This window comes from Curtobacterium sp. Csp1, assembly GCF_013347185.1.
In genome coordinates this window covers 184745-207564 of record NZ_CP054594.1, presented here as the reverse complement: position 1 = coordinate 207564, position 22820 = coordinate 184745, and the positions used below count along the sequence as shown (strand labels likewise).

Sequence of the window (22820 nt, the reverse complement as noted above, 5' to 3'; positions counted from 1 at the left end):
GACATTCTCGGTCGCCGCGCGGAATGTCGACGCGTGCATTTCCGGCGCGCTCCGGCACTGCATTCCTGCCCGCCCCTGCGGGTTGTTCCGTCCTGCCCTCCTGCCAGAAAGGCACCACCGTGTCGAACGACCTCGACGTCCGCCCTCCCAGTACCCGTGCGCTCCGGCGCGGGGTCTCCCTCGCCGACCGCATCGCCCTCCGGGTCGGCATGTCCCTGATCATCTGGAGTCGGCGCACCCACCACGTGCGGCACGACGTCGACCACGCCACACGGCTGCGACTCGAGCGCGAGCAGCGCCAGCGCGAGGTGGACCTGCTCGTGAACAGCGCCGTCATGCGCATGTGGCGCTGAGCCCCGCGGTCGCGACTGTTCGGCCGCTCTGCCGCTGCCGCGCGCCCGCTCCGAACCACGAACGCGACGTCGAACCAGGCACCCCGCCTGGTTCGACGTCGCTTCGTCGGTTCGACGCGCGCCGACCCGTCGCCGCGCTACGGCTTCCGGTTCGCCACGAGGGCGACCGCGTACGCCGGGAACCACGTCCCGGCAGCCGGTCCGCCGTTGCAGGTCCCGTCGCTGGCGCCGGGGGTCTTCACCCACAGCAGGGCGTCGAGCCTCGTGGTCCCGCCGGTGATCCGCGGCGTCTGCCCGAGTCCGGCGCCCGTCGGGTTGCACCACGTGCCGCGCCACCCGCGCCCGTTCCGGGACACGTCGATCACGTAGCGCGCGCCACCGACCAGTGCGCTGAGACGCTCGGCGTAGGCGCGCTCCCCTTCGACACCGTAGAAGTTCGCCACGTTCGTGTAGAAACCCCGTGCTCGGTCGATGCCCGCGCGCTGCAGCAGCGCCGCCTGCACGGCCGGCGGGTTCCAGTCCTCGTTCCCGCCGTCCAGGTAGGCGGGGACCCCGGCGTCGGCGAACGCACGGACCGCCGAGGCCACCAGTGCGGGACGGGTCGCGCTCTCGGACACGCACGAGGTCAGGTGGGACAGCGAGTCCGGTTCGACGAGGACGACGGCGCGGTGGCCGCGGAGCATCGTCGCGATCCGCTGGTTCCACACGGGGTACTCCGCTGCGCTGAGTCCGCCGGCCGAGTACCCACCGCAGTCCCGGTTCGGGATCGCGTAGGTCACGAACACCGGGGTCGTCCCGCTCTTCTCGGCCGCGGCGAGGTTGCGGGCCACGACGCGGTCCAGCTGGTCGCCGCGGAGCCAGTCGCCCAGCCAGGTGGCGATGGGCTGCGCGGCGATCGTCCGAGCGGCTGCCGCGTCGGCGGTCCTGCCCTGGGCGGCGAGTGCCGCGGCCGCGGCGGCGGGTTGGTTGTCCGGCTGCACGGTCAGTCCGCCGGCGAACACCGCACTCGCGGGTGCCGTCCTGATGGTGCCCGCCGCGATCGGCGCGCGGGCCGTCCCTGTGGCAGCCGTCGCACTGCTCGGCGCGACCGACAGGCCGACGACCACGATCGCCGCCGTGAAGGCGGCGGTGGCCAGGGTGCTGACGCGGTGGTGCACGGTTCCTCCCGACCAGGAGGGCGCCCCGTGCACCCGGTCGACCGGTCCTCGTCCAATGGGAACCCCTCACCGGCCCGCGCGTCGAGCACCAGAACGAGGGGCAGGGACCGCCCTCGGCGTGGTCCGCCCACGCGGTCGACTACCGTTGTGCGGTGACCGAAACCGCTGCTGCCCTCGTCGAACGTCTCACCGCGATCGTGCCGGACTTCCCGAAGCCCGGCATCCTGTTCCGCGACGTGACCCCGGTGTTCTCCGACCCCGTCGCGTTCGGCCGCGTCTGCGAGGCCCTCGCCGCACCGTTCGCCGTCGGCGCCGGGTTCCAGGCGGTCGCCGGCATCGAGGCCCGCGGGTTCGCCCTCGCCGGCGGGATCGCCGCGCAGCACCAGGTCGGCGTCCTCACCGTCCGCAAGGCGGGGAAGCTCCCCGGCGAGGTCCTCAGCGAGCAGTACGCGCTGGAGTACGGCGAGGCGGAGCTCGAGCTCCGCCCGGGCCAGCTGCCGCAGGGGACCCGCGTGCTCGTCGTCGACGACGTCCTCGCGACCGGCGGGACGGCGGCGGCCACCGTCACGCTGCTCGAGCGCGCGGGCTACGAGGCGATCGGGTTCGCCTCGCTCCTCGAGCTCGACGGCCTCGCCGGGCGCGAGCGCCTCGAGCCGCGCCTGCCGGTCACCGCACTCGGGCGCGTGCCCGCCTGAACCGGCGTGACCGCGCACTAGTCTTGACCCACCCCTGAACCAACCGAGGAGCACCACGATCGTGACCGACGCAGTCGCACCCGAGCCCGCAGACCTGCCCCAGGCACCCGAGCCCCGCACCGCGACGACGGCCACGACGGGCACCGAGCTCTTCGACGGCGAGCGCGGCGTCGTCGCCATCCGCGTCGGCGGTGTCCTGAAGGACCTCGACGCGGCCGTGCAGGACGGCGAGACCGCCGAGGCGGTGACGCTGCAGGAGCAGGACGGTCTCGACATCCTCCGGCACTCGGCCGCGCACGTGCTCGCACAGGCGGTCCAGCAGATCAACCCGGACGCCAAGCTCGGCATCGGCCCGCCCGTCACCGACGGCTACTACTACGACTTCGACGTCGCCGAGCCGTTCACGCCCGAGGACCTCAAGGCGATCGAGAAGGGCATGGACCGGATCATCCGCCAGGCCCAGCGCTTCCGCCGCGTCGTGGTCACCGACGACGAAGCCCGTGAGCGCATGGCGGGGGAGCCCTACAAGCAGGAGCTCATCGGCCTCAAGGGCGCCGCGGCCGACGGCGACTCCGGCGAGAGCGTCGAGGTCGGCGCCGGCGAGCTCACCGTCTACGAGAACGTCGACCCGAAGTCCGGCGAGGTCGTCTGGCAGGACCTCTGCCGCGGTCCTCACGTGCCGCACACGCGCTGGATCGGCAACGCGTCGAAGCTCATGCGCGTGGCGGCGGCCTACTGGCGCGGCTCCGAGAAGAACCCGCAGCTGCAGCGCGTCTACGGCACGGCGTGGCCGGACAAGGAGCAGCTCAAGGCGTACCAGCTCCGGCTCGAAGAGGCAGCGAAGCGTGACCACCGAAAGCTCGGTGCCGAGCTCGACCTGTTCTCGTTCCCCGACGAGATCGGCTCGGGCCTGGCGATCTTCCACCCGAAGGGCGGCATCATCCGCCGCGAGATGGAGGACTACTCGCGCCGCCGGCACGAACAGGAGGGCTACTCCTTCGTCTACACGCCGCACATCACCAAGGGCGACCTGTTCGAGCAGTCGGGCCACCTCGGCTGGTACAAGGACGGCATGTTCCCGGCCATGCACATGGACCAGGCGACCGACGAGGACGGCAACGTCACGCGGCAGGGGGCGGACTACTACCTCAAGCCGATGAACTGCCCGATGCACATCCTGGCGTACCGCTCGCAGGCCCGCTCCTACCGCGACCTGCCGCTGCGGATGTTCGAGTTCGGCACGGTCTACCGCAACGAGAAGTCCGGCGTCATCCACGGCCTCACGCGCGTCCGCGGCATGACCCAGGACGACGCCCACATCTTCACCACGCAGGAGAAGATGAAGGAGGAGCTCACCACGACGCTCCAGTTCGTCCTCTCGCTGCTCCGCGATTACGGCCTCGACGACTTCTACCTCGAGCTCTCCACGAAGGACCCGGAGAAGTACGTCGGCGACGACGAGGTCTGGGAGGTCGCGACGAACACCCTGCGCGAGGTCGCCGAGGAGTCCGGGCTCGAGCTCGTCCCGGACCCGGCGGGCGCGGCGTTCTACGGCCCGAAGATCTCGGTGCAGGCCCGTGACGCCATCGGCCGCACGTGGCAGATGTCGACCGTGCAGCTCGACTTCAACCTGCCGGAGCGCTTCGGGCTCGAGTACACGGCGCCGGACGGCTCGCGGCAGCGCCCGGTGATGATCCACCGCGCCCTGTTCGGCTCGATCGAGCGCTTCTTCGGCGTCCTCACCGAGCACTACGCGGGCGCGTTCCCGGCGTGGCTGTCCCCGGTCCAGGTCGTCGCGATCCCGGTCGCCGCCGAGTACGGCGACTACCTCGACGAGGTCGTCGCGAAGCTCCGTTCGCACGGTGTCCGCGCCGAGGTCGACCACTCGGACGACCGCATGCAGAAGAAGATCCGCACGCACACCAAGGCGAAGGTGCCGTTCCAGCTCATCGCCGGCGGCGACGACCGCGACGCCGGTGCCGTGAGCTTCCGCTTCCGCGACGGCCGCCAGGACAACGGTGTGCCCGTGGACGAGGCGGTCGAGCGCATCCTGACCGCGATCCGCGACCGCACGCAGGTCTGATGGTCGCCGAGCAGCCGGGAGGCACGCCGTCGGTCCCCGGGACCGGTCACGTCGACGACGTGGTCGGTCTCGACCCGCTGGTGATCCGGGACGCCGCGACCGGCGCGGCCGTCCCGGACGCCTTCCAGCGGCTCTGGAACCCGCACCGGATGGCGTACATCGACGCCGGTCGCGAGGGGAAGGGCCGCGGGCACGAGGACGACTGCCCGTTCTGCGAGGCGCCCCGGAAGTCCGACGAGGACGCCCTCATCGTCGCCCGCGGCGAGCACGCCTACGTCCTGCTCAACCTGTTCCCGTACAACAACGGCCACCTGCTCGTCTGCCCGTACCGGCACGTCCCGCTCTACGACGAGGCGACGCCGGACGAGACCCGCGAGATGGCGGAGCTGACCCAGACGGCGATGCGCGTGCTGCGTGCCGTGTCGCACTGCGACGGCTTCAACATCGGCATGAACCAGGGCGAGATCGCCGGCGCCGGGGTGGCCGGGCACCTGCACCAGCACGTCGTCCCGCGGTGGGCCTCGGACTCGAACTTCTTCCCGATCATCGCCCGGACGAAGTCGATGTCCCAGCTGCTGGGGGACACCCGCCGACTCGTCGCGGAAGGCTGGCCGACGGCGCACTAGAGTGGAGGGCATCATGAGCGACAGCACCAGCACCTCGGGCACCAACGGCACCTCGATCACCGGCTCCGACCGCGTCAAGCGCGGTCTCGCCGAGATGCTCAAGGGCGGCGTGATCATGGACGTCGTCGACGCCGAGCAGGCCCGCATCGCGGAGGAAGCCGGCGCGACCGCCGTCATGGCCCTCGAGCGCGTCCCCGCCGACATCCGCGCGCAGGGCGGCGTCGCCCGCATGTCCGACCCGTCGATGATCGAGGAGATCATCGCCGCGGTGTCGATCCCCGTCATGGCGAAGGCCCGCATCGGCCACTTCGTCGAGGCCCAGGTGCTCCAGGAGCTCGGCGTCGACTACATCGACGAGTCCGAGGTCCTGTCGCCCGCCGACTACGTCAACCACATCGACAAGTGGAACTTCACCACGCCGTTCGTCTGCGGTGCCACCAACCTGGGCGAGGCGCTCCGTCGCATCACCGAGGGTGCCGCGATGATCCGCTCCAAGGGCGAGGCCGGCACCGGTGACGTCTCCGAGGCGACGAAGCACATCCGCACCATCTCGAAGGAGATCGCGGCGCTGCGGTACCTCAAGGAGGACGAGCTCTACGTCGCCGCGAAGGAGCTCCAGGCGCCGTTCGACGTCGTCAAGGAGGTCGCGCAGACCGGCAAGCTCCCGGTCGTGCTCTTCACCGCCGGTGGTGTCGCCACCCCGGCCGACGCCGCGATGATGATGCAGCTCGGTGCCGACGGCGTGTTCGTCGGGTCCGGCATCTTCAAGTCCGGCGACCCCGCGAAGCGTGCCGCCGCGATCGTCAGGGCCGTCACCTTCCACGACGACCCCAAGGTCATCGCCGAGGTGTCCCGCGGGCTCGGCGAGGCCATGGTCGGCATCAACGTCGCCGACGTCCCCGCTCCGCACCGTCTCGCCGAGCGCGGCTGGTGAGCGCCCGGCCCCGCATCGGGGTCCTCGCGCTGCAGGGTGACTTCCGCGAGCACATCGCCTCGCTGACGGAGCTCGGCGCCGGCGTCGTGCCGCTCCGCCGCCCGGAGGAGATCGACGCCCTCGACGGTGTCGTGATCCCGGGCGGCGAGTCGAGCGTGATGGACAAGCTCTCCCGGGCCTTCGGCGTGGCCGAGCCCCTGTCCGCGGCGATCCGCGGCGGGCTCCCGACGTACGGCACCTGCGCGGGCATGATCATGCTCTCGTCGCGCATCGCCGCGGGGATCCCCGGGCAGCAGACCCTCGACGTGCTCGACACCACGGTGCGTCGCAACGCCTTCGGCAGCCAGAACGACTCCTTCGAGACCGACATCCCGATGCCGGCGCTCGGCGACGCCCCGGTGCACGCGGTGTTCATCCGTGCGCCCGTGGTGGAGCGGCACGGGGCCGGCGTCCAGGTCCTCGGCGCCCTCGCCGACGGGCAGGTCGTCGCCGTGCAGCAGGGCAACGTGCTCGCGAGTGCGTTCCACCCCGAGGTCGCCGGCGAGGACCGCTTCCACCGCCGCTTCCTGGCGATGGTCCGCTCCGCCTGAAGCCCGACCCGGGTGCCGGGCGCGACCGGGCTGGGACGCGACCCGCGGGGCGGCGGCGATCCGATCCTCCCGGCCGGTAGACTGGTCCGGATCTTCAGCGAGACCAAGGAGCACCGTGTCCGGGCATTCCAAGTGGGCAACGACCAAGCACAAGAAGGCGGTCATCGACCAGCGCCGCGCGAAGTCGTTCGCCAAGCTCATCAAGAACATCGAGGTCGCGGCCAAGATGGGCGGGGCCGACCTGTCGGGCAACCCGACCCTGGTCGACGCGGTCCAGAAGGCCAAGAAGACCTCGGTGCCGAACGACAACATCGACCGCGCCATCAAGCGCGGCGCCGGTCTGACCGGTGAGTCGATCGAGTACACGACGATCATGTACGAGGGCTACGGCCCGAACGGCGTCGCGATGCTCGTCGAGTGCCTCACCGACAACAAGAACCGCGCCGCGGCCGAGGTCCGGACGGCGATGTCCCGCAACGGCGGCACCATGGCCGACCCGGGCAGCGTCGCCTACAACTTCTCCCGCAAGGGCGTCATCTCGGTGACGAAGGTCGACGGCCTCGACGAGGACACCGTCATGACGGCCGTGCTCGACGCGGGCGTCGAGGACGTCATCGACCAGGGCGGTGGCTTCGAGGTCATCACCGAGGCGACCGACCTCGTCGCTGCGCGCACCGCGCTGCAGGACGCCGGCATCGACTACGACTCCGCCGACGCCGAGTTCGTCCCCGGCGTCAAGGTCCCGGTCGACGCGGACACCGCGCGCAAGGTCTTCAAGCTGATCGACGCGCTCGAGGACTCGGACGACGTGCAGAACGTCTACGCGAACTTCGACATCCCCGCGGACGTCCAGGCCGAGCTCGACGAGGACGAGGACTAGTCCGATGCTCCGGGTGCTCGGGGTCGACCCCGGGCTCACCCGGTGCGGCGTCGGCGTGGTCGAGGTCGCACCGAACCGGCTTGCCCGGCTCGTGCACGTCACCGTCGTGCGCACGCCGGCCGACATGGCGCTCGAACAGCGCCTGCTCCGCATCGCGGACGGCATCGCCGCCGAGATCGACGAGCACCGTCCGGACGCCGTCGCCGTCGAGCGCGTCTTCGCGCAGGCGAACGTCCGGACGGTGATGGGCACGGCCCAGGCCGCCGGACTCGCGCTGCACGCCGCGGCGGCGCGCGGTCTGCCCGTCGGACTGCACACGCCGTCCGAGGTCAAGGCCGCCGTCACCGGCTACGGCAACGCCGACAAGCGGCAGGTGCAGACCATGATCGCTCGGGTGCTCGGACTCGACGAGGCCCCGAAGCCGGCGGACGCCGCGGACGCGCTCGCGCTGGCCGTGTGCCATGCCTGGAGGCTCGGATCACCCGACCGGGTCGGCCCCGGTCCGGCGACGCTCACCCCGGCACAGCGCGCCTGGCGGGACGCGCAGGCCGGCACCGCGGACTCCCCGCTCGCCCGCGCGGCCGCCGCGGCGCGTCCGGGCGGTGGCGCACCGTTCGCTCGCGGCCGGGGCGGTGCCGCGCGGCGGGCCGGCTCCGTCGGTGGGCAGCCCTAGGCTCGGAGCATGATCGCGAGCCTCCGGGGAACCTGCATCGACATCGCCGGATCGGCCGTGGTGGTCGAGGTCGGGGGAGTCGGGTACGCCGTGACCGTCACCCCGGCGCACGCGCTGACGATGCGCCACGGGTCCGAGGTGTTCCTGCGCACGCGGATGATCGTGCGCGAGGACGAGCACCAGCTGTTCGGCTTCGAGTCGGCCGAGGCGCTGCAGGTCTTCGACTTCCTGCGCAGCGTGTCGGGCGTCGGCCCGAAGTCCGCGATGGGGGTGCTCGCACACCTCGACCCTGCCCAGGTCGCGAACGCCGTGGCCGCCGAGGACGACGCCGTCTTCCGCAAGGTCTCCGGCATCGGCCCGAAGACCGCCAAGCTCATCACGGTCGCGCTCTCCGGCAAGCTCCTCGCCTTCGAGCAGGCACCCGCCGGCGCCACGGTCGCGGGTGCCGCCGGGGGACACCCCGCCGCGATCGACGTCGTCTCGGCGCTCGTCGGCCTCGGGTGGCGCGAGGACGCCGCGCAGTCCGCCGTCGACTCGGTCGTCGCCACCGACCCGGGCGCCGCCGCCATGGGCACGCAGTCGCTCCTCCGCGCCGCGCTCGGGACCCTCCGTCCCGCGGGGGCCGGACGGTGAGCGGCATCACCTCCGCCGGCGCCGAGTCGCAGGAAGAACTGGCGTTCGAGGGCGCGCTCCGCCCGAAGTCCCTGGACGAGTTCGTCGGCCAGCGCAAGGTCCGCGGGCAGCTCGACCTGCTGCTCAAGGCCGCCGCGATGCAGGAACGCACGCCGGACCACATCCTGATGGCCGGGCCGCCCGGTCTCGGCAAGACGACGCTCGCGATGATCGTCGCGCACGAGTCCGGCCGTCCGCTGCGGATGTCGAGCGGGCCGGCGATCCAGCACGCCGGTGACCTCGCGGCGGTGCTCTCGTCGCTCGTCCCGGGCGAGGTCCTCTTCATCGACGAGATCCACCGCATGGCGCGCTCCGCAGAGGAGATGCTCTACCTCGCGATGGAGGACTTCCGCATCGACGTCATGGTCGGCAAGGGTGCTGGCGCGACGAGCATCCCGCTCGACCTCGCGCCGTTCACGCTCGTCGGAGCGACCACCCGCGCGGGCCTCCTCCCGAACCCCCTGCGCGACCGCTTCGGCTTCACGGCACACCTCGAGTTCTACGAGAAGGACGAGCTCGAACAGGTCCTGATCCGCGCCGCCCACCTGCTCGACCTGCGCATCGACCGCTCGGCGCTCCGCGAGATCGCCGGGCGCTCCCGAGGGACCCCACGCATCGCGAACCGTCTGCTCCGCCGGGTCCGGGACTACGCGCTCGTGCACGGCACCGCCGACGGCATGACGGCCGTCCAGGGGGCGCTCGACCTGTACGACGTCGACGAACTCGGTCTCGACCGCCTCGACCGCGCAGTCGTCGAGACGATGCTCACGCGCTTCGACGGGGGTCCGGTCGGCCTGAACACCCTCGCGGTGTCCGTCGGCGAGGAGTCCGAGACCATCGAGTCCGTCGTGGAGCCGTTCCTCGTGCGGGTCGGCCTCGTCACGCGGACGCCGCGCGGTCGGATCGCCACCCCGCAGGCCTGGCGCCACTTCGGCCTGACGCCGGGCGCCGCCACCGGGATGCAGCCGGACCTGTTCGACGACGAATAGCGGCATGCGGTATTCTGCATCCTGAGTCGTGCGCCGGGTGCAGCACCCCGCGCGACCGGACGGGTGCAGACCCGTGCCCTAGACTGCTACGGCCCGAAGCCGAGCAACCAGAGAAGGCAACGCCATCATGGATCAATCCATCTTCCTCATCGTCATCATCGTCGCGTTCGCCGCCTTCATGTTCTACAGCAGCCGGAAGCGCAAGAAGCAGCAGGCCGAGCTGCAGACGAAGATGCAGCCGGGCGCCCGCGTCATGCTCTCCTTCGGCCTCTACGGCACGCTGCTCTCCGTCGACGACGAGAAGGTCACCGCCGACGTCGAGATCGCACCGGGCACCGTCGTGACGGTCCACCGTCAGACGCTCTCCCGCGTGGTCGACGACAACGCCTCCGACGTCGACGAGACCGTGACCACGGACGACGCAGCCGCGGCTCCGGTCCTGGACCTCGGCAAGGACGACCGTCGCGACGAGCCGGAGTTCGGGCAGCGCGTCGAGCCGACCGAGTCCGACGCGGCGAAGCGCAAGACCGAAGACTGACACCCCCGGGCCGCCGGGTCCTCGTGACCCGGCGGCCTCACTCCTGCCGCCGGCGTCGCCGTCGGTCCTGAACAGAAAGACGAGACGACCGGTGGCACGATCGACACCCGTCAAGAAGGCGTTGCGCTCGCTCACCTGGTTGGTGATCATCATGGCCGCACTCGCGGGCCTGAACACCGCCGCATCGGTGCTGGCAGCCAACACCAAGGACGACACCGGCAAGTGGTTCGCCGGCGCGAGCTGGGTGCCGGAGCTGGCGCTCGACCTGCAGGGCGGCACGCAGCTGACGCTCGCGGCGCAGAACACGCAGGGCGGCTCGGTGACGTCGCAGCAGCTCAACCAGGCGGTCAACATCATCCGCCAGCGCATCAACGCCACGGGTGTCTCCGAGTCGCAGATCAACACGCAGGGCACGAACAACATCGTCGTGTCCATCCCGGGCAAGCCGGACAAGGCGACCATCGACCGCATCGAGGCCGCCGCCAAGCTCACCTTCCGCCCGGTCCTCTACACCGAGGCCGCGACGAGCACCTCGGTCGGAGGCGACAAGGGCTCTTCGGCGTCGCCGACGCCCTACACCCCGCCCGCGTCGCTCGAGGCCACGCCGACCGCGAAGGCGACGAACGGCAGCGACCTCTCGCAGGTGACGCCCGCGCTGCAGGACCTGTACACGAACTACAACTGCAAGGCTCCGGACGACGTCACGACGGCGCCCGACGACGAGCCCCTCGTCACCTGTGACCAGGACGGCGCCGCGAAGTACATCCTCGGCCCGGTCGAGGTCTCCGGCTCCGGGATCAGCAACGCGACCTCCGGGCTCGCCACCGACTCGCAGGGCGCGACCACCGGGGAGTGGGCGGTCAACCTGACCTTCAAGGGAAAGGCCTCGGACGACTTCCGCGAGGTCACGAGCCGCCTGGTCAAGCTCCAGCCGCCGCAGAACCAGTTCGCCATCGTCCTCGACGGCACGGTCATCCAGGCACCGGCCGCGAACGCCGCGATCACGAACGGCAAGGCGCAGATCACGGGTGGCTTCACCGCCGAGTCGGCGAAGACCCTCGCGGACCAGCTCAAGTACGGCGCGCTGCCGATCAACTTCCAGGTGCAGTCGAACGAGAACATCTCCGCGACGCTCGGCACCGCGCAGCTCGTCGGCGGTCTCGTCGCCGGTCTGATCGGTCTGATCCTCGTCGTGATCTACTCGATCATCCAGTACCGCGCGCTGGCGTTCGTCACAGTCCTGTCGCTCGGCGTCGCCGCGGTGATCACCTACCTGGTCATCGCGATCATGTCGTGGCGCGTCGACTACCGGCTCTCGCTCGCGGGCGTCGCGGGCCTCATCGTGGCCATCGGCATCACGGCGGACTCGTTCATCGTCTACTTCGAGCGCATCCGTGACGAGCTCCGGGACGGCCGCGGGCTCGAGAGCGCGGTGGAGTCCGGGTGGAAGCGAGCACTCCGTACGATCTTGGCGTCCGACTCGATCAACTTCCTCGCCGCCGTGGTGCTCTACATCCTCGCGGTCAGCGACGTGAAGGGCTTCGCGTTCACGCTGCTCCTCACCACGCTCATCGACGTCGTCGTGGTCGTGCTCTTCACGCACCCGATGATGCAGCTCATCGCCCGCAGCCGCTTCTTCGGCGAGGGCCACCGGTTCAGCGGACTCGACCCGTCCGCCCTCGGGGCGGTCTACCGCGGTCGCGCACAGTTCCGCGCGCCCGTGGTCGACGGCAAGCGCCAGCGCAGCGCGGGCGAGGCCCAGCGCCGCCAGACGATCGCGGAGCGGAAGGCCCAGCAGGCCTCCGGCGCGCAGGACGGCACGACGCCGGACGGGAAGGACGACTGATGGCCAGCTTCAGCCAGTTCGGCAGCGACCTCTACACGGGCAAGCGCTCGTACGACATCGTCGGCCGACGCAAGACGTGGTACCTCGTCGCGATCATCGCGATCGTGGTGTCCCTCGCCGTGCCGTGGCTCCGCGGCGGGTACCAGCTCGGCATCGAGTTCACCGGCGGCTCCGAGTTCACGATCTCGAACGCGGGTTCGACCGACCAGTCGATCGCGACCCGGACCGTCGAGTCGATCGTGCCCGAGGGCATCCCGCGCGTCTCGCAGGTCGGCCAGGACGGCATCCGCGTCCAGACCGAGCAGCTGACCGACCGCGAGACCACCCAGGTGCAGGACGCCCTCGCGAAGGCGTACGACGTCTCCGACGACCAGGTCGCGTCGACGTACATCGGTGCGACGTGGGGAGCCGACGTGCTCGCCCAGGCGATCCGCGGACTCGTGATCTTCCTCGTGCTCGCCGCCGTCGTCATGGCGCTGTACTTCCGCACGTGGAAGATGTCCGTGTCCGCCATGGTGGCGCTGCTGCACGACCTGCTCATCACGGCGGGCGTGTACGGCATCGTCGGGCTCGAGGTCACGCCCGCCGCGGTGATCGGCTTCCTGACGATCCTCGGGTACTCGCTGTACGACACCGTCGTGGTGTTCGACAAGGTGCGTGAGAACACGAGCCAGGAGTCGCACCGGACCTTCGTCCAGTCGGTGAACCTCGCGGTCAACCAGACCCTCGTCCGGTCGATCAACACCTCGGTCGTGGCCCTGCTGCCCGTCGCGGCGATCCTGTTCATCGGCTCCTACGTGCTCGGCGCCGGCACGCTGCGGGACATCTCGCTCGCGCTGTTCATCGGCATCATCGTGGGCACGTACTCGACGATCTTCATCGCGTCGCCGATGTACGCGCACCTGCGCGAGAACGAGCCGAAGATCAAGCAGGCCGACGCCAAGAAGCGCCAGGCGGCCGAGAAGCGGCAGGGCGAGGTCGACGCGACCGCCGAGGCCGTCTGATGGCGGTCGAGGTGCACGACGTCGACGTCGCCGAGGCTCGTCGCCGGATCGACGCCGGTGCGCGGCTGTTCGACGTCCGCGAGCAGGGGGAGTGGGACGAGGTCCACGCTCCCGAGGCGACGCTCGTGCCGATGTCTGAGCTCGTCGCCCGCTGGCAGGAGATCGACGGGGGCGACCAGCCCGCGATCGTCGTCTGCCACTCCGGCGGCCGGTCCGCCCGGGTCGTCGCCGCGCTCGAGCAGTCGGGCGTCCCCGCGGTGAACCTCGTCGGCGGGATGACCGCGTGGGAGCAGGCCGGCGAGCCGGTCGTCCGCGCGGGTGCCACCGCCGAGGACGCCCAGGGCGAACCGCGTCACGAGCACTGACCGGACGCGCGTAGTCTTGCTGGACCGTACCCGGACACCGGTCGTTGGAGGCGCATCATGACGGACACCCGTGAGTCCACGCCCCAGGGTGCGACCGAGCCCGGTGCGAGCCGACCCGGCTCGGCGCCGCGGCCGACGAGTCCGCTCGGTCCGAACACGACCGGGAACATCGGGTCGCTCCGGTCCCTGCTGCCGCGGCTCTTCTCGCGGGCCCAGCCGGCCGGCGCCGTCGACACGCTGATCCGGACGGTGCGGTCGCACCACCCGAAGGCCGACGTGACGCTCATCGAGCGGGCGTACTCGGTCGCGGAGCGTGCGCACGACGGGCAGAAGCGCAAGTCGGGCGAGCCGTACATCACGCACCCGGTGGCGGTCGCGCAGATCCTCGCCGACCTGGGGATCGGCACGATCACGATCGCCGCAGCGCTGCTGCACGACACCGTCGAGGACACGGACTACCAGCTCGACGAGCTCCGCGCCGACTTCGGCGACGAGATCGCGATGCTCGTCGACGGCGTCACGAAGCTCGACAAGGTCAAGTACGGCGACAGCGCCCAGGCCGAGACCGTCCGCAAGATGGTGATCGCGATGTCGAAGGACATCCGCGTGCTCGTCATCAAGCTCGCGGACCGTCTGCACAACGCCCGCACGTGGGGCTTCGTCGAGTCCGCCTCCGCCACGCGCAAGGCGAAGGAGACGCTCGAGATCTACGCGCCCCTGGCGCACCGACTCGGCATCCAGATGATCAAGCTGGAGCTCGAGGACCTGTCGTTCGCGGTCCTGCACCCGAAGCTCTACGTCGAGATCGACAGCCTGGTCAAGGAGCGCCAGCCGAAGCGCGAGCAGTTCGTGCAGAACGTGATCGGCACCCTCAAGAAGGACTTGAAGGCGTCGAAGATCCGCGGCGACGTGATGGGCCGGCCGAAGCAGTACTACTCGATCTACCAGAAGATGATCGTCCGCGGGCGCGAGTTCGACGAGATCTACGACCTGGTCGGCATCCGCGTGCTCGTCCCGACCGTGCGCGACTGCTACGCGATGCTCGGTTCGGTGCACGCCCGCTGGACCCCGCTGCCCGGGCGCTTCAAGGACTACATCGCGACCCCGAAGTTCAACCTGTACCAGTCGCTCCACACCACGGTGCTCGGACCCCAGGGCCGCGCGGTCGAGATCCAGATCCGCACGCACGAGATGCACCAACGCGCCGAATTTGGTGTCGCGGCGCACTGGAAGTACAAGCAGCGTGCCCAGGGCCGCGACGTCGACACGACGACCACCGACGACCAGGACATGGCGTGGCTCGCCCACATCACCGACTGGCAGGCGGAGACGAGCGACCCGGGCGAGTTCCTCGACTCGCTCCGGTACGAGATCGGCGCGAAGGAGACCTACGTCTTCACGCCGCAGGGCAAGGTCATCGGGCTGCCCGCCGGCGCGACCCCGGTCGACTTCGCCTACGCCGTGCACACCGAGATCGGCCACCGCACCATGGGTGCCAAGGTCAACGGTCGCCTCGTGCCGCTCGAGAGCCAGCTGTCCAGCGGCGACGTCGTCGAGATCTTCACGTCGAAGAACCCCGACTCGGGCCCGAGCCAGGACTGGCTGACGTTCGTCCGCAGTCCGCGCGCCCGGAACAAGATCAAGCAGTGGTTCACCAAGGAGCGCCGCGAAGAGGCGATCGAGCAGGGTCGCGACGCCATCGCGCGAGCGATGCGCAAGCAGAACCTGCCGCTCCAGCGCATCATGAGCCAGGACTCCATCTCCGAGGTGGCCTCGGCGATGCGGTACGAGGACGTCTCCGCGCTCTACGCGGCGATCGGCGAGGGACACGTCTCCACGCAGTCGGTCATCGAGAAGATCCTCGCGGGCGTCCAGACCGAAGCCGAGACCGACGAGCCCGAGCTCGCGTTCCCGCGGCAGGTCACGAGCCGACAGCTCCGCAACAGCGACAGCGGCGTTCTCGTGCGCGGGGCGCCCGACATCCTCGTCAAGCTCGCCAAGTGCTGCACCCCGGTGCCCGGCGACCAGATCGTCGGCTTCATCACCCGCGGCCAGGGCGTCTCGGTGCACCAGGCCTCGTGCACGAACGTGAAGTCGCTCATGAACGAGCCCGACCGCATGATCGAGGTCGAGTGGGCGCCGTCGTCAAAGTCGGTGTTCCTCGTGCAGATCCAGATCGAGGCGCTCGACCGCTCCGGCCTGCTCAGCGACGTCACGCGGGTCCTGACCGACCACCACGTCAACATCCTGTCCGCCACCGTCTCGACCTCGTCGGACCGCCTCGCGCTGAGCCGCTTCGTGTTCGAGATGGGCGACACGACCCACCTGGACCGGGTGCTCAACGCGGTGCGGCGCATCGACGCGGTCTACGACGTCTACCGCGTCAGCGCCGGCTGACGTGACAGCAGCCGATCACCCACCGAGCGGTGCGTCCAGGAGCGCGTCGAGCCGCCGGGCGGCCTGACGGACCATCGGGACGGTCCCGAGCGCGTCCAGCGCGGCCAGGACCGCCTCAGGCTCGGTCACACCCACGACGAAGAGCCCACGCACGGCGTCCGCGGCGTCCGGGTCCAGGTCCCCGGTGGCGCGGAGCAGGTCGACGACCGTGCGGACCGGTGTCGTCACGCGCACGCCGTCCAGCACGACGGTGTCCTCGGACCCGATGCGCACCTGACGGACGCGCACGGTCGTCGCGTCGGCGACACGGACACCGAGGGGCGCGGCCGCCTCCGCCGGCTCCGGGGCACACGACCGACCGCCCCAGATCCACGCCGCACTGCCCCCGCACGCGACGAGCCGACGATCGGGCACGTCGACCGCCCAGGCTCCGGCACGGAGCGACGGCACCTGAGGCTCGGCGACGGAGGCCCAGCAGGACCCCACCGGCACGAGCTCGCCGGCGAGCACGGCGGCGCGGAGCTCCGCCTCCGGCCAGTCCGCACTGGTCAGGAGTCGGGACGACGGCACCCAGCCATCCTGCCGGAGCGCGCACCGGCAGGACAGCCACTGTGGACAACCGCAGGCGCAGTCGGCGCACGACGGCAGCCGCAGGACCTCAGCGCAGGACCTCAGCGCAGGACGTCGGCGCGGTGCACGAGCGCGGCGGCGCCGATCAGCGGGCCGTCCTGCGACAGCCCCGTCGGCACGATGCGCACCTTGGTGACGAAGCCGAACTCGACCCGCTCGGCGACGGCCTGGCGGGCGTACTCGAACAGGTCGGGGGAGACGTGGGAGAACCCGCCGCCGATGGCGACGACCTCGAGGTCGACCAGACTGGTCGCCGCGGCGATCGCCTGCCCGAGCGCGCGGCCGCTGCGCTTGACGGCGGCCACCGCGACCTCGTCGCCGGCGGCGTAGGCGGCCGCGAGTTCCTCGCCGGTGGTCCCCGTGAACCCCTGGCGCTGCGCCCAGGCGACCGTCTTCGGGCCGCTCGCGACGGCTTCGAGGCAGCCGGTGCCACCGCACGCGCACGGGTCGTCGAACCCGCCGCACTCGACGTGTCCGACGTGCCCGGCGTTGCCGGTCGGGCCGCTGACGGTCCGGCCGTGCAGGATGAGTCCGCCGCCGACCCCGGTCGAGACGATCATGCCCATCACATGGTCGTGTCCCTGCGCGGCGCCCACCCAGTGCTCGGCGAGCGTGATCGCGAGGCCGTCCATGCGCAGGGTGACCGGGACGTCGGCGGGGACGTGGGCAGCGACGCGGTCGCGGAGCGGGTACCCGCGCCACACCGGCATGTTCAGCGGCGAGACGAGCCCGTGCTGCTCGTCCACGGGACCAGCGGAACCGACGCCGACACCGACGAGCACGCCGTCCGCCGGCAGTGCGGCGAGGGCGCTCGTCACGACCTCGTCGACGGCCGCCTGCAGTTCCTCGGACGTGCGTCCCGGCCCGGTGGGGCTGCGGAAGCGCGTGGCCGGCAGGACGACGCCGGCGTCGGTCACGAGGGCCGCTTCGACCTTCGTGCCGCCGAGGTCGACGGCCAGGGCGAGGGGGACGGGGACGGTGCTGTCGGTCATGCGCGCTCCGATGCGGCGGACGGGAGGCTCGGGGCGGCCGGTCGACGCATCGTCGCGCCCGGTACGACCCGGCCCGGTGCGGGTCGGTCAGGTGGTGCGGTCCCGGCCGCGGATGCGGTCGGGACGGGTGGATCTGATCAGTAGGACGAGGAGTCGTCGCCGAGCGACGACGCGGCACCGGTCTGTGCGCGGTGCGCGACCTCGTCGAGGATGCGCGCCGAGGCGCTCGTCCCGATGCGGTCGGCTCCGGCCTCGACCATCTCGAGCAGCGTGTCGAGCCCGCGCACACCGCCGGAGGCCTTCACCCCGGTGCCCGCGCCGACGGTCTCGCGCATGAGCCGGATGTGCGGGGCGGTCGCGCCGCCGCCGGCGAACCCGGTGGACGTCTTCACGAACGCCGCGCCCGCTGCCTGGGCGGCGCGGGATGCCGCGACGATCTCGTCGTCGGTCAGGAACGCGGTCTCGAGGATGACCTTCACGACGGTGTTCCCGGCGGCCTGGACGACCGCGCGGACGTCGTCCTCGACGCGCTGCCAGTCGCCGGACCTCGCGGCACCGATGTTCTGCACCATGTCGAGCTCGAACGCACCGTCGGCCAGCGCCTGCAGCGACTCCGCGACCTTGGCGCCGGTCGAGGTGGTGCCGTGCGGGAAGCCGATGACCGTGCCGACGCCCACCCCGGTGCCGGAGAGGCGCTCGACGGCGTGCGCGACGTCGCTCGGGCGGACGCACACGCTGAAGACCCGGTACGCCGCGGCCTCGTCGAGCTGGGCGTCGACGTCGGCGCGGGTGAGCTCGGGCTTCAGGATCGCGTGGTCGATGAGGGCCCGCACGGCGTCGGCGTCGATCGCGTGCGGTTCGGCTGCGTGCGGGTCATCGGGGAGCGCTGCGTTGTCCACCCGGCAAGCCTACCCGGAGGCGACCGGCGTACCGTGCCCCGCATGCACGTCCTCGTCACCGGCGCCACCGGGTACATCGGCGGCCGACTCGTCCCCCGACTCCTCGAGGCCGGACACCAGGTCCGGGTGTTCGTGCGGACCCCCCGGAAACTCCAGGACGTCCCCTGGCACGACGACGTCGAGGTGGCGCAGGGTGACCTGCAGGACGCCGTCGCCGTCCGGTCCGCCGTCGACGGCGTCGAGGCGGTCTACTACCTCGCGCACGCGATGGGGGCCGACGGCGACTTCGAGCAGGCCGAGCGCCAGGCCGTCGAGACGATGGCGCGCGAGGCGAAGTCCGCCGGGGTCCGGCGCTTCGTGTACCTCGGCGGGCTGCACCCCGACGGCGAGCTGTCGAAGCACCTGCGGAGCCGGAAGGAGGTCGGGGACGTGCTGCTCGCCTCCGGCGTCCCCACGATCGCGTACCAGGCCGGCGTCGTGATCGGGTCAGGAAGCACCTCGTTCGAGATGATCCGGCACGTCACCGACGTGCTGCCGTGGATGCCGGCGCCGCGGTGGGTCCGCAACCGGATCCAGCCGATCGCCGTCCGGGACGTCCTGTACTACCTCGTCGCCGCGCTCGACATCCCGGCCGACGTCAACCGCACGTTCGACATCGGCGGCCCGGACGTCCTGAAGTACGGGCAGATGCTCAACGGCTACGCGGTCGAGGCGAAGCTGCCGCAGCGGCGGTTCACGGTGCTCCCGGTGCTCACGCCCGGGCTCTCCGCGCACTGGTTCAACATCGTGACGCCCATCCCACGGAAGCTCGCGACGCCGATCATCGAGTCGTTGCAGTTCGAGTGCATCCAGCGCGAGCACGACATCGACGACGTCGTGCCGCGACCCGAGGGCGGCCTGACGTCCTACCGACGAGCGGTGCGGCTCGCACTCGCCCGGATGCGGAAGGGCGAGGTCGAGACGAGCTGGCGGAGCGCCACGCTCGCGGCTACCCCCGCGGACCCGCTGCCGAGCGACCCGGACTGGGCCGGGCACACCGTCTACGTCGACGACCGCCGCCGGCACACCTCCGCGTCCGCCGAGGACGTCTGGCGCGTCGTCGAGGGCATCGGAGGCGACAACGGGTGGTACTCGTTCCCGCTCGCCTGGGTCGCCAGGGGCTGGATGGACAAGCTCGCCGGCGGGGTGGGCCTGAGCCGCGGCCGCCGCGACCCGAAGCGCCTGGAGCAGGGCGACGCCCTGGACTGGTGGCGGGTCGAGCGCCTCGAGCGCGGGCGGTACCTGCGCCTGCGCGCCGAGTTCAAGTCGCCGGGTCGCGCCTGGCTCGAGATGACCGTCACACCGAGCGACGGCGGTGGGAGCGACTACCACCAGCGGGCGATCTACTTCCCGCAGGGGCTGTCCGGACGGCTCTACTGGTACTCGATACTGCCGTTCCACGGGGTGATCTTCCCCGGGATGGTGGAACGCATCACGGCCGCCGCCGAGCGCGAGTCCGAGCACACGGAGTCGACGGGGCGCAACTGGACCCAGCACAATGGGTCCGAGGCACCCGTCCACGAGGAGGCAGCATGACCGATCGGCCAGCCACGACCGAGGGACACGGACCGCTCCTGTTCCTGGGTGACAGCATCACCGAGCAGGGCTCCTGGGACGCCTGGCTCCCGGGCGAGCACGTCGTCAACCAGGGCATCGGCGGGGACACCACCGACGGCGTCCTCGAGCGTCTGGACGCCGTCGTCGCCGAGCAGCCGGAGGCGATCGTCCTGCTCATCGGCACCAACGACTTCGGCAACCACCGCGCGAGCGTCGAGCACGTCGTCCGCGGGGTCGAGTCCGTCCTCGTGACCCTCCGACGCGAACTGCCGGGTGTCCGCCTGCTCCTCGTGTCGATCCTGCCCCGACAGGCCGAGTGGGCGGCGAAGATCGACGCGGCCAACCGGCACCTGCGCCAGTTCGTCGCCACCTGCCACGCGCAGTACCTCGACCTCTGGCCCGCCCTCGCCGACGGCGACCACCTCGACGAGCGGTACACCGACGACGGCCTGCACCTGACCGAGGACGGCTACCGCGCCGTCGTCGCGGAGCTCGAACCCGCCCTCGAGCGGCTCCGTGGGCTCCCGCCGATGTCGCGCCCGATCCAGGCGATCGACCTCGAGGAGGCCGGCGCCTGATGGCACGGAAGGGTCGGCCCCCGGCGGGGTCGTCGCTCACCGGCGTGCCCTCGTCGCGACCGGGCACCGCCGGCCGCGGGGCGACCACCGCGAAGACCACCCCGCCGTTCACCCGGCCCGCGCTCGCGCCGTCGCTCATCGCGGCGATGCTCCTGCTGGCGTTCGTGGCGATCATCGACTCATCGGCGTTCGTGTTCGTCCGGTGGGGCGTGACCGTGCTCGCGCTCATCGTGCTCGTTTTCGCGGTGCGGGGACGCACGTGGTGGGCCGCCGTGGCGATGGCGGCCGTCGCGGTCTGCTGGAACCCGGTCGTCGTCGTGCCGATCCCGGGGCAGGTCTGCGCCGCCCTGCAACTCGTCGTGGCCGCGCTGTTCGTCGCTGTCGGGATCCTCGTCAAGGTGCCACGTCAGGCGGACGCGAGCAGCGCCTCCAGGCCGTAGCGCACCACGTCGTCGGCGCGAGCCGACCCGCCGACCGGGGTGACCGCCGGACGGTAGGATCACAGGAGCCGGGCGCAGGGCCCGGCGACACGATCCGAAGGGCATGGATGAGCCACGAGACCGAGCCGGCGACCGAGAGTCCTCTGCTGAACCCTCGACCGTCCTCGGGCGGTCTCGACCGTCCCGACGTCGTCGTCCGCAAGGGACGGCTGACCCTGGTCAACGGGCACCTGACGCCCCAGCAGTCGATGATCGAGGACCTCCTGTTCCTCGACGACGCGCTCACCGCCGGCGACGTCGACCACCTGCTCATCCGCGGCAACGACCAGCGACCCGTGATCGCGGTCGACGAGCGAGACCGCCAGCGGGCCGAGAGCGCCGTGATGGCCGCCTCGGCGAACGAGCCGTTCTACGCCAAGCCGCCGGGCAAGCCCGCGGTGCTCGTCATCGACGACGGGCTCGGTCCGGTCGAGGAGCCGGTCCTGCGGGTGTTCCGCCCCCGCCTCGAGCCGCTCGGGCGCTTGCGCTACGGGGCGGAGACGAGCGTCCAGCTCGAGTTCTGGCGCGTGACCGACACCGAGGTGCTCGCGCCGAAGGAGAACGCCCTCATGCGGCGTTCCCTGCCCGTCGAGGAGTTCGTCGTCGTGGACATCGAGCGGTACGGCCGCACATGGCGCACCGTCGAGCACATGTTCGAGGACCACGTGTCGGACATCCGCTTCCCGATCGACATCGTCTTCTCGTGGGTCGACGGCAACGCGATCGAGTACCAGCGCGCCCGCCAGGCCGCGCAGGCGAGCGCCGTGCTGGGGGAGGGCGACGACGCCCCCGCCCGCTTCCGGCAGATCGACGAGCTGAAGTACGCGCTCCGATCGGTGCACACCTTCGCCCCGTGGATCCGGCAGATCTACATCGCCACCGACTCGCCGGCGCCGCACTGGCTCGCCGACCACCCGAAGGTGCGGATCGTCCGGAGTGAAGAGTTCTTCGCCGACCCCTCCGTGCTGCCCACGCACAACTCGCAGGCCGTCGAGTCGCAGCTGCACCACATCCCGGGCATCAGCGAGCACTTCATCTACTCGAACGACGACATGTTCCTCGGCCGCTCGGTCGACCCGTCGGTGTTCTTCAGCCCGGGGTCGGTGACGAAGTTCATCCTCGCGACGACCCGGATCGGGCTCGGCTCGAACAACCCGGCACGCAGCGGGTTCGAGAACTCTGCCCGGGTGAACCGTCGCCTGCTCCAGCAGCGCTTCGGCGCGGTGACCACGCGGCACCTCGAGCACGCGCCCACGCCGCTCCGGGCGTCGATCATGACCGAGATGGAGCACGAGTTCGCGGACGAGTTCCGGGCCACCGCCGCGTCGCGCTTCCGGGCCGCCGACAACATCTCGGTGACGAACTCGCTCTACCACTACTACGCACTGCTGACCGGTCGCGCGATCATGCAGGAGAACGCCACCGTCCGGTACGTCGACACGACGATGCAGTCCGGGCTCAAGGCGCTCGACGACCTGCTCAAGAAGCGGAACGTCGACTTCTTCTGCCTGAACGACGGCAGCTTCCCCGAGGTCTCGGACGAGGAGCGGACAGCGCGCGTCACGGAGTTCCTGGAGCGGTACTTCCCGTTCCCGGCGCCGTGGGAGCGTACCGCGGAGTAGCGCTGGCGCCCGGCGCCGGGCGAGCCGGGGGTGGGGCGCCGGACGCGCCGGACGTGCCGAGTGAGGGGCGCCGAGTGTGCCACATCTGGGACGCTCGGCGTCGCCGCTCGACGTTCCCCGCACGCTCGGCGTCGCACACACGGGGTGTCGTGCGCGTTCGGCGCGCTCGTTGCGCTCCAGCTCGGGCAACGAAAGGCCGCAGCACCACGGCGACGCAGCGCT

At 71.2% G+C, this 22820-nt stretch carries 23 protein-coding genes; 19 read left to right on the top strand and 4 right to left on the bottom strand.

Annotation, left to right across the window (positions count from 1 at the left end; translation table 11 throughout):
- The first annotated feature begins 119 nt into the window (after positions 1 to 119).
- Positions 120 to 353 carry a hypothetical protein gene (locus tag HUN58_RS00965; protein ID WP_180225284.1) on the top strand — a complete coding sequence of 78 codons (234 nt, stop codon included), beginning with the start codon at positions 120 to 122 and terminating at the stop codon, positions 351 to 353.
- Positions 354 to 490: 137 nt separating this feature from the next.
- On the opposite strand, the gene HUN58_RS00960 is transcribed toward HUN58_RS00965, so the two are convergent.
- A complete protein-coding gene (locus tag HUN58_RS00960; protein WP_180225285.1) occupies positions 491 to 1510 on the bottom strand; it encodes a glycoside hydrolase family 6 protein in 1020 nt (339 codons plus the stop codon).
- Positions 1511 to 1662: 152 nt separating this feature from the next.
- Here HUN58_RS00960 and HUN58_RS00955 point away from each other — a divergent pair, with 152 nt between their 5' ends.
- The 14 genes from HUN58_RS00955 (at position 1663) to HUN58_RS00890 (ending at position 15802) form a co-directional block, all read left to right on the top strand.
- Positions 1663 to 2205, top strand: a complete 543-nt coding sequence (locus HUN58_RS00955; RefSeq protein WP_180225286.1) for an adenine phosphoribosyltransferase — start codon at positions 1663 to 1665, stop codon at positions 2203 to 2205.
- A 94-nt stretch (positions 2206 to 2299) separates the two neighbouring features.
- Entirely contained in the window at positions 2300 to 4288 is a 1989-nt protein-coding gene (thrS, locus tag HUN58_RS00950) for a threonine--tRNA ligase (RefSeq protein ID WP_180226180.1), read from the top strand.
- A complete protein-coding gene (locus tag HUN58_RS00945; RefSeq protein WP_180225287.1) occupies positions 4288 to 4914 on the top strand; it encodes an HIT domain-containing protein in 627 nt (208 codons plus the stop codon). Before thrS ends, HUN58_RS00945 begins: the two co-directional genes overlap by 1 nt.
- 13 nt (positions 4915 to 4927) lie before the next feature.
- Entirely contained in the window at positions 4928 to 5848 is a 921-nt protein-coding gene (pdxS, locus tag HUN58_RS00940; protein WP_141861548.1) for a pyridoxal 5'-phosphate synthase lyase subunit PdxS, read from the top strand.
- Positions 5845 to 6438 (top strand): pyridoxal 5'-phosphate synthase glutaminase subunit PdxT, encoded by a 594-nt coding sequence (gene pdxT / locus HUN58_RS00935; RefSeq protein WP_180225288.1) that lies wholly within the window; start codon positions 5845 to 5847, stop codon positions 6436 to 6438. The genes pdxS and pdxT overlap by 4 nt, the downstream gene beginning before the upstream one ends.
- 115 nt (positions 6439 to 6553) lie before the next feature.
- On the top strand, positions 6554 to 7318 hold the full coding sequence (locus tag HUN58_RS00930; protein ID WP_058743032.1) for a YebC/PmpR family DNA-binding transcriptional regulator: 765 nt from the start codon (positions 6554 to 6556) through the stop codon (positions 7316 to 7318).
- Positions 7319 to 7322: 4 nt separating this feature from the next.
- A complete protein-coding gene (gene ruvC, locus HUN58_RS00925; RefSeq protein ID WP_180225289.1) occupies positions 7323 to 7991 on the top strand; it encodes a crossover junction endodeoxyribonuclease RuvC in 669 nt (222 codons plus the stop codon).
- A gap of 9 nt (positions 7992 to 8000) precedes the next feature.
- Positions 8001 to 8624: a Holliday junction branch migration protein RuvA gene (gene ruvA, locus HUN58_RS00920; protein WP_058743033.1), complete on the top strand. Its 624-nt coding sequence runs from the start codon at positions 8001 to 8003 to the stop codon at positions 8622 to 8624.
- Positions 8621 to 9652, top strand: coding sequence for a Holliday junction branch migration DNA helicase RuvB (gene ruvB / locus HUN58_RS00915; protein WP_058743034.1), 1032 nt, complete (start codon positions 8621 to 8623; stop codon positions 9650 to 9652). The genes ruvA and ruvB overlap by 4 nt, the downstream gene beginning before the upstream one ends.
- Before the next feature lie 127 nt (positions 9653 to 9779).
- The gene (gene yajC / locus HUN58_RS00910) at positions 9780 to 10190 is read left to right on the top strand and encodes a preprotein translocase subunit YajC (RefSeq protein WP_058743035.1); all 411 of its coding nucleotides are present in this window, start codon (positions 9780 to 9782) and stop codon (positions 10188 to 10190) included.
- A 91-nt stretch (positions 10191 to 10281) separates the two neighbouring features.
- Complete coding sequence (gene secD / locus HUN58_RS00905) at positions 10282 to 12036, top strand: protein translocase subunit SecD (RefSeq protein ID WP_058743036.1); 1755 nt, start codon at positions 10282 to 10284, stop codon at positions 12034 to 12036.
- Positions 12036 to 13040, top strand: coding sequence for a protein translocase subunit SecF (secF, locus tag HUN58_RS00900; RefSeq protein WP_180225290.1), 1005 nt, complete (start codon positions 12036 to 12038; stop codon positions 13038 to 13040). The genes secD and secF overlap by 1 nt, the downstream gene beginning before the upstream one ends.
- Positions 13040 to 13405, top strand: coding sequence for a rhodanese-like domain-containing protein (locus tag HUN58_RS00895; RefSeq protein WP_114851181.1), 366 nt, complete (start codon positions 13040 to 13042; stop codon positions 13403 to 13405). The genes secF and HUN58_RS00895 overlap by 1 nt, the downstream gene beginning before the upstream one ends.
- A 57-nt stretch (positions 13406 to 13462) precedes the next feature.
- Entirely contained in the window at positions 13463 to 15802 is a 2340-nt protein-coding gene (locus HUN58_RS00890; RefSeq protein ID WP_254631588.1) for a bifunctional (p)ppGpp synthetase/guanosine-3',5'-bis(diphosphate) 3'-pyrophosphohydrolase, read from the top strand.
- A 15-nt stretch (positions 15803 to 15817) separates the two neighbouring features.
- Here HUN58_RS00890 and HUN58_RS00885 read toward each other — a convergent pair whose 3' ends face one another.
- From HUN58_RS00885 to deoC, 3 genes are all read right to left on the bottom strand, one after another.
- Complete coding sequence (locus HUN58_RS00885) at positions 15818 to 16372, bottom strand: hypothetical protein (RefSeq protein WP_180225291.1); 555 nt, start codon at positions 16370 to 16372, stop codon at positions 15818 to 15820.
- Positions 16373 to 16473: 101 nt separating this feature from the next.
- Positions 16474 to 17424 carry an ROK family protein gene (locus HUN58_RS00880; RefSeq protein WP_058743040.1) on the bottom strand — a complete coding sequence of 317 codons (951 nt, stop codon included), beginning with the start codon at positions 17422 to 17424 and terminating at the stop codon, positions 16474 to 16476.
- Between the two features lie 137 nt (positions 17425 to 17561).
- Positions 17562 to 18272 (bottom strand): deoxyribose-phosphate aldolase, encoded by a 711-nt coding sequence (deoC, locus tag HUN58_RS00875; RefSeq protein ID WP_180226182.1) that lies wholly within the window; start codon positions 18270 to 18272, stop codon positions 17562 to 17564.
- Between the two features lie 93 nt (positions 18273 to 18365).
- Between deoC and HUN58_RS00870 the strand changes: the two genes are divergently transcribed.
- The 4 genes from HUN58_RS00870 (at position 18366) to HUN58_RS00855 (ending at position 22598) form a co-directional block, all read left to right on the top strand.
- The gene (locus HUN58_RS00870) at positions 18366 to 19898 is read left to right on the top strand and encodes an SDR family oxidoreductase (protein ID WP_180225292.1); all 1533 of its coding nucleotides are present in this window, start codon (positions 18366 to 18368) and stop codon (positions 19896 to 19898) included.
- Positions 19895 to 20497, top strand: coding sequence for a GDSL-type esterase/lipase family protein (locus HUN58_RS00865; protein ID WP_058743211.1), 603 nt, complete (start codon positions 19895 to 19897; stop codon positions 20495 to 20497). Before HUN58_RS00870 ends, HUN58_RS00865 begins: the two co-directional genes overlap by 4 nt.
- Positions 20497 to 20937, top strand: a complete 441-nt coding sequence (locus HUN58_RS00860) for a DUF6804 family protein (RefSeq protein ID WP_254631587.1) — start codon at positions 20497 to 20499, stop codon at positions 20935 to 20937. Before HUN58_RS00865 ends, HUN58_RS00860 begins: the two co-directional genes overlap by 1 nt.
- A 107-nt stretch (positions 20938 to 21044) precedes the next feature.
- A complete protein-coding gene (locus tag HUN58_RS00855; RefSeq protein WP_180225293.1) occupies positions 21045 to 22598 on the top strand; it encodes a stealth conserved region 3 domain-containing protein in 1554 nt (517 codons plus the stop codon).
- Positions 22599 to 22820: the final 222 nt, after the last annotated feature.

Coding starts and splice junctions, on each gene's coding strand:
- yajC (WP_058743035.1), top strand. CDS start 9,780: ATGGATCAATCCATCTTCCTCATCGTCATCATCGTCGCGTTCGCCGCC.
- HUN58_RS00870 (WP_180225292.1), top strand. CDS start 18,366: ATGCACGTCCTCGTCACCGGCGCCACCGGGTACATCGGCGGCCGACTC.
- HUN58_RS00945 (WP_180225287.1), top strand. CDS start 4,288: ATGGTCGCCGAGCAGCCGGGAGGCACGCCGTCGGTCCCCGGGACCGGT.
- ruvC (WP_180225289.1), top strand. CDS start 7,323: ATGCTCCGGGTGCTCGGGGTCGACCCCGGGCTCACCCGGTGCGGCGTC.
- pdxS (WP_141861548.1), top strand. CDS start 4,928: ATGAGCGACAGCACCAGCACCTCGGGCACCAACGGCACCTCGATCACC.
- ruvA (WP_058743033.1), top strand. CDS start 8,001: ATGATCGCGAGCCTCCGGGGAACCTGCATCGACATCGCCGGATCGGCC.
- HUN58_RS00855 (WP_180225293.1), top strand. CDS start 21,045: ATGAGCCACGAGACCGAGCCGGCGACCGAGAGTCCTCTGCTGAACCCT.
- HUN58_RS00865 (WP_058743211.1), top strand. CDS start 19,895: ATGACCGATCGGCCAGCCACGACCGAGGGACACGGACCGCTCCTGTTC.
- HUN58_RS00880 (WP_058743040.1), bottom strand. CDS start 17,424: ATGACCGACAGCACCGTCCCCGTCCCCCTCGCCCTGGCCGTCGACCTC.
- secF (WP_180225290.1), top strand. CDS start 12,036: ATGGCCAGCTTCAGCCAGTTCGGCAGCGACCTCTACACGGGCAAGCGC.
- HUN58_RS00890 (WP_254631588.1), top strand. CDS start 13,463: ATGACGGACACCCGTGAGTCCACGCCCCAGGGTGCGACCGAGCCCGGT.
- HUN58_RS00860 (WP_254631587.1), top strand. CDS start 20,497: ATGGCACGGAAGGGTCGGCCCCCGGCGGGGTCGTCGCTCACCGGCGTG.
- HUN58_RS00895 (WP_114851181.1), top strand. CDS start 13,040: ATGGCGGTCGAGGTGCACGACGTCGACGTCGCCGAGGCTCGTCGCCGG.